The sequence below is a fragment of the Streptomyces sp. NPDC037288 genome (assembly GCF_055603265.1).
In genome coordinates, this window is sequence record NZ_JBVJVY010000029.1 from 116,309 (window position 1) to 119,576 (window position 3,268).

At 68.0% G+C, this 3,268-nt stretch carries 4 protein-coding genes; 1 reads left to right on the forward strand and 3 read right to left on the reverse strand.

The window, feature by feature from the left end:
- Positions 1-125: 125 nt before the first annotated feature.
- The 3 genes from ACZ7GZ_RS28590 to ACZ7GZ_RS28600 form a co-directional block, all read right to left on the reverse strand.
- Positions 126-632, reverse strand: a complete 507-nt coding sequence (locus ACZ7GZ_RS28590) for an HNH endonuclease (protein WP_471028519.1) — start codon at positions 630-632, stop codon at positions 126-128.
- 168 nt (positions 633-800) lie between these two features.
- Positions 801-1,340 (reverse strand): YbhB/YbcL family Raf kinase inhibitor-like protein, encoded by a 540-nt coding sequence (locus tag ACZ7GZ_RS28595; RefSeq protein WP_471028521.1) that lies wholly within the window; start codon positions 1,338-1,340, stop codon positions 801-803.
- A gap of 45 nt (positions 1,341-1,385) precedes the next feature.
- Entirely contained in the window at positions 1,386-2,168 is a 783-nt protein-coding gene (locus tag ACZ7GZ_RS28600) for a sporulation protein (RefSeq protein ID WP_471028523.1), read from the reverse strand.
- Positions 2,169-2,267: 99 nt separating this feature from the next.
- Here ACZ7GZ_RS28600 and ACZ7GZ_RS28605 point away from each other — a divergent pair, with 99 nt between their 5' ends.
- A complete protein-coding gene (locus tag ACZ7GZ_RS28605) occupies positions 2,268-2,918 on the forward strand; it encodes a DNA-3-methyladenine glycosylase (RefSeq protein ID WP_471028525.1) in 651 nt (216 codons plus the stop codon).
- Positions 2,919-3,268: the final 350 nt, after the last annotated feature.

Here is a 3,268-nt window from a genome sequence, read left to right on the forward strand (position 1 = left end):
CGAGGGCGACGGCAAAAAAGGGTGCAAAGAGAGACCGTGGCGAGGGTCAACCTCCGTGAAACAAGGGAGGGGGCGCTCTGTCCGCGGAAGGCGAGCCCCTCTCCGTACCGGACCGGTGCCCCGGGCTAAGCGGCGGCCTGTGACAGCCACTCCGGAAGCGCCTCGAACTCCTCGGCCCCCAGGGCCAGCAGCATCGCGTCCTGAGGAGTCGGCTCGAACGGCTGCCGGAGCAACGGCATACCCGCCTGCTCCGGAGTCCGGTCCGCCTTCCGGTGATTGTCCTCCGCACACGACGCCACCGTGTTCAGCCACGAGTCGGCCCCACCCTGCGCCCGCGGCACCACGTGGTCCACGGTCGTCGCCCTGCGCCCGCAGTACGCGCACCGGTGCCGGTCCCGGACCAGCACACCCCGCCTCGACCACGGAGCCTGTCTTCGGAACGGCACCCGTACGTACCTGCACAGCCTGATCACCCGGGGCGCGGGTATGTCCACCTCGGCACCGCGCATCCGCAGTTCGGGATGGGCCTGTTCGACGACGGCCTTGTCCTGGAGCACCAGCACGACGGCTCGGTTCAGCGTCACCGTCGACAGCGGCTCGAAGCTCGCGTTCAGCACCAGCGTGTCCCGCATCCAGCCCACCTCCCGTGTGCACCTGCCCACCCCCCGGCGGGCTTGGATCAACTCTGGACGGGCGCGCCGAGATGGACAACGCAATAAAAAATGCCCGCCTCCGATCACTTCCAAGACCGAAGGCGGGCAAACGTTCAGTGAACGCTTGGCTGAATCGCGGCGCTGCGCTCAGCCCTGCGCGGGGTTCTCGTACTCACCGATGAGCTGCGCACGCGCGATCGCGTGGAACCGCAGATGGAAGCCGACGACGGCCGGCGACGCGTCAGAATCCGGCCCCAGCTTCTCCTGGTCCACCGCGTACACCGTGAAGACGTACCGGTGCGGCCCGTCGCCGGGCGGCGGAGCCGCACCACCGAAGTCCTTCGTCCCGTAGTCGTTCCGCGCGTGTACGGCACCCTCCGGCAGCCCCTCGAACTTGCCGCCGCCCGCACCCGCCGGCAGCTCCGTCACGGAGGCCGGGATGTCGAACAGGACCCAGTGCCAGAACCCGCTGCCGGTCGGCGCGTCGGGGTCGTAGCAGGTCACGGCGAAGCTCTTGGTCTGCGGCGGGAAGCCCGCCCAGCGCAGCTGCGGCGAGGTGTTGCCCTCCGCGTGCACCTGGGCGCTCTTCAGCGTCGCGCCCTCCTCGACATCCGCGCTCGTCACCGTGAACGACGGCACGGGCGGATGGAAGTCGTGGGGGAGCGGCCGCCGCTTGAGCTCGGTCACCTCGGTACCTCCTGATCGATGATCTGGAACCAGCAGTTCCCGAGCCTAGAACCAGTTGCGCTTGCCGCCGACCTCGGACAGCCACTGGTTGAGATAAGCCGCCCAGTCGGTCCCCTGCCAGTCGTTCAGCCCCACCTGGAAGGAGCGGTAGGTGTCCGAGCCCTCGCTGAACAGGCCCGGCTTCTTGTCCATCTCCAACACGACGTCCATCGCGTGCTCGTCGGCCACGAAGCTCAGCTCGACCTGGTTCAGACCCCGGTACTGCGACGGCGGGTGGAACTCGATCTCCTGGTAGAACGGCAGCGTCTGCCGCGTGCCCCGGATGTGACCGCGCTCCATGTCCGCGTTCTTGAAGCGGAAGCCCAGCTGGATGAACGCGTCCAGGATCGCCTTCTGCGCCGGCAGCGGATGCACGTTGACCGGGTCCAGATCGGAGGAGTCCACGGCCCGCGCGATCGCCAGCTCGGTCGTCACCCCGATGTGCATCCCGCGCAGCGCCTGGCCGTCGATCATCGTGACCGGCGTCTCCCAGGGGATCTCCAGACCGAACGGCACCGCGTGCACGGCCCCCGCCTGCAGCTCGAAGGCACCGCCGAGCCGCACCTTCGTGAACTCGATGTCCTGCTTGTACTCCTGGTCGCCGCTCTCCACCTCGACCTTGGCCTGCAGGCCGACGGACAGCCCCTCGACGTCCTGGTTCACGGACCCGCCCTGGATCCGCACCTCACCCTGGACGACACCGCCCGGCACGACGTTGACCTCGGTCAGCACCGTCTCGACCGACGCCCCGCCGGCCCCCAGGCTCGCGAGCAGCTTCTTGAACGCCATTGGCTCTCCCTTTACGAACGGACCTCGCCCCTACAAACGCGATGCACCCCCGACCGGTTCCACCGGCGTGGTGCTCCATCTGCACTACCCTCGGAGGGCATGATCGCGCCCCCGGACCGTACGCCACTGCCCAGAGAGTTCTTCGACCGCCCGGTCCTCGAGGTGGCACCGGACCTCCTCGGCCGCATCCTGGTCCGTACGACACCCGAAGGCCCGATCGCCGTCCGCCTCACGGAGGTCGAGGCGTACGACGGCCCGAACGACCCCGGCTCCCACGCCTACCGCGGCCGCACCGCCCGCAACGCGGTCATGTTCGGCCCGCCGGGACACGTGTACGTCTACTTCACCTACGGCATGTGGCACTGCATGAACCTCGTCTGCGGCCCCGAGGGCCGCGCGAGCGCCGTTCTGCTCCGCGCCGGCGAGGTGATCGAGGGCGTGGACCTGGCCCGCAAACGACGGGTTTCGGCCCGGAACGACAAGGAACTGGCCAAGGGTCCGGCCCGCCTGGCGACGGCCCTGGAAGTCGCCCGCGCTCTGGACGGCACGGACGCGTGTGCCACCGGCGAAACGCCGCTGAGGATGCTGACCGGTACGCCGGTAGCCTCTGACCAGGTACGAAGCGGCCCCCGCACCGGAGTCGCCGGCGAAGGCGGAAACGGCGACATCCATCCCTGGCGTTACTGGGCAGCCGACGACCCGACAGTGAGCCCCTATCGAGCCCATGTACCGAGGCGCCGCCGAAGTTGACGCGCCCTGCGAAGGTGCGTAATGTATCCCGAGCCGCTGAACCGGGTACGGCAATCGCCTGCAGCCGGAGCGGCCAACCCACTACCTAGCTCCACCCCCTCAGCGGGGTCGTTTCTGGTGCGCCCGCGTGCCCGAATTCGAACTCGCGAGACTCGATTATGAGTCGCCGAGAGAATGAGCTAACGTAGTGAATGTCGAAAGGGCGGACGGCGAAAGCCGAAAACCCCGCAGACAACCCGCCGACAGGGAATCGGATCGAGAAAAGATCTGATAGAGTCGGAAACACCGAAGGGAAGCCCGGAGGAAAGCCCGAGAGGGTGAGTACAAAGGAAGCGACCGTTCCTTGAGAA

What these genes read in the sequence shown, in the direction of transcription:
- ACZ7GZ_RS28590 (WP_471028519.1), bottom strand. Translation starts at nt 632, where the DNA reads ATGCGGGACACGCTGGTGCTGAACGCGAGCTTCGAGCCGCTGTCGACG.
- ACZ7GZ_RS28600 (WP_471028523.1), bottom strand. Translation starts at nt 2,168, where the DNA reads ATGGCGTTCAAGAAGCTGCTCGCGAGCCTGGGGGCCGGCGGGGCGTCG.
- ACZ7GZ_RS28605 (WP_471028525.1), top strand. Translation starts at nt 2,268, where the DNA reads ATGATCGCGCCCCCGGACCGTACGCCACTGCCCAGAGAGTTCTTCGAC.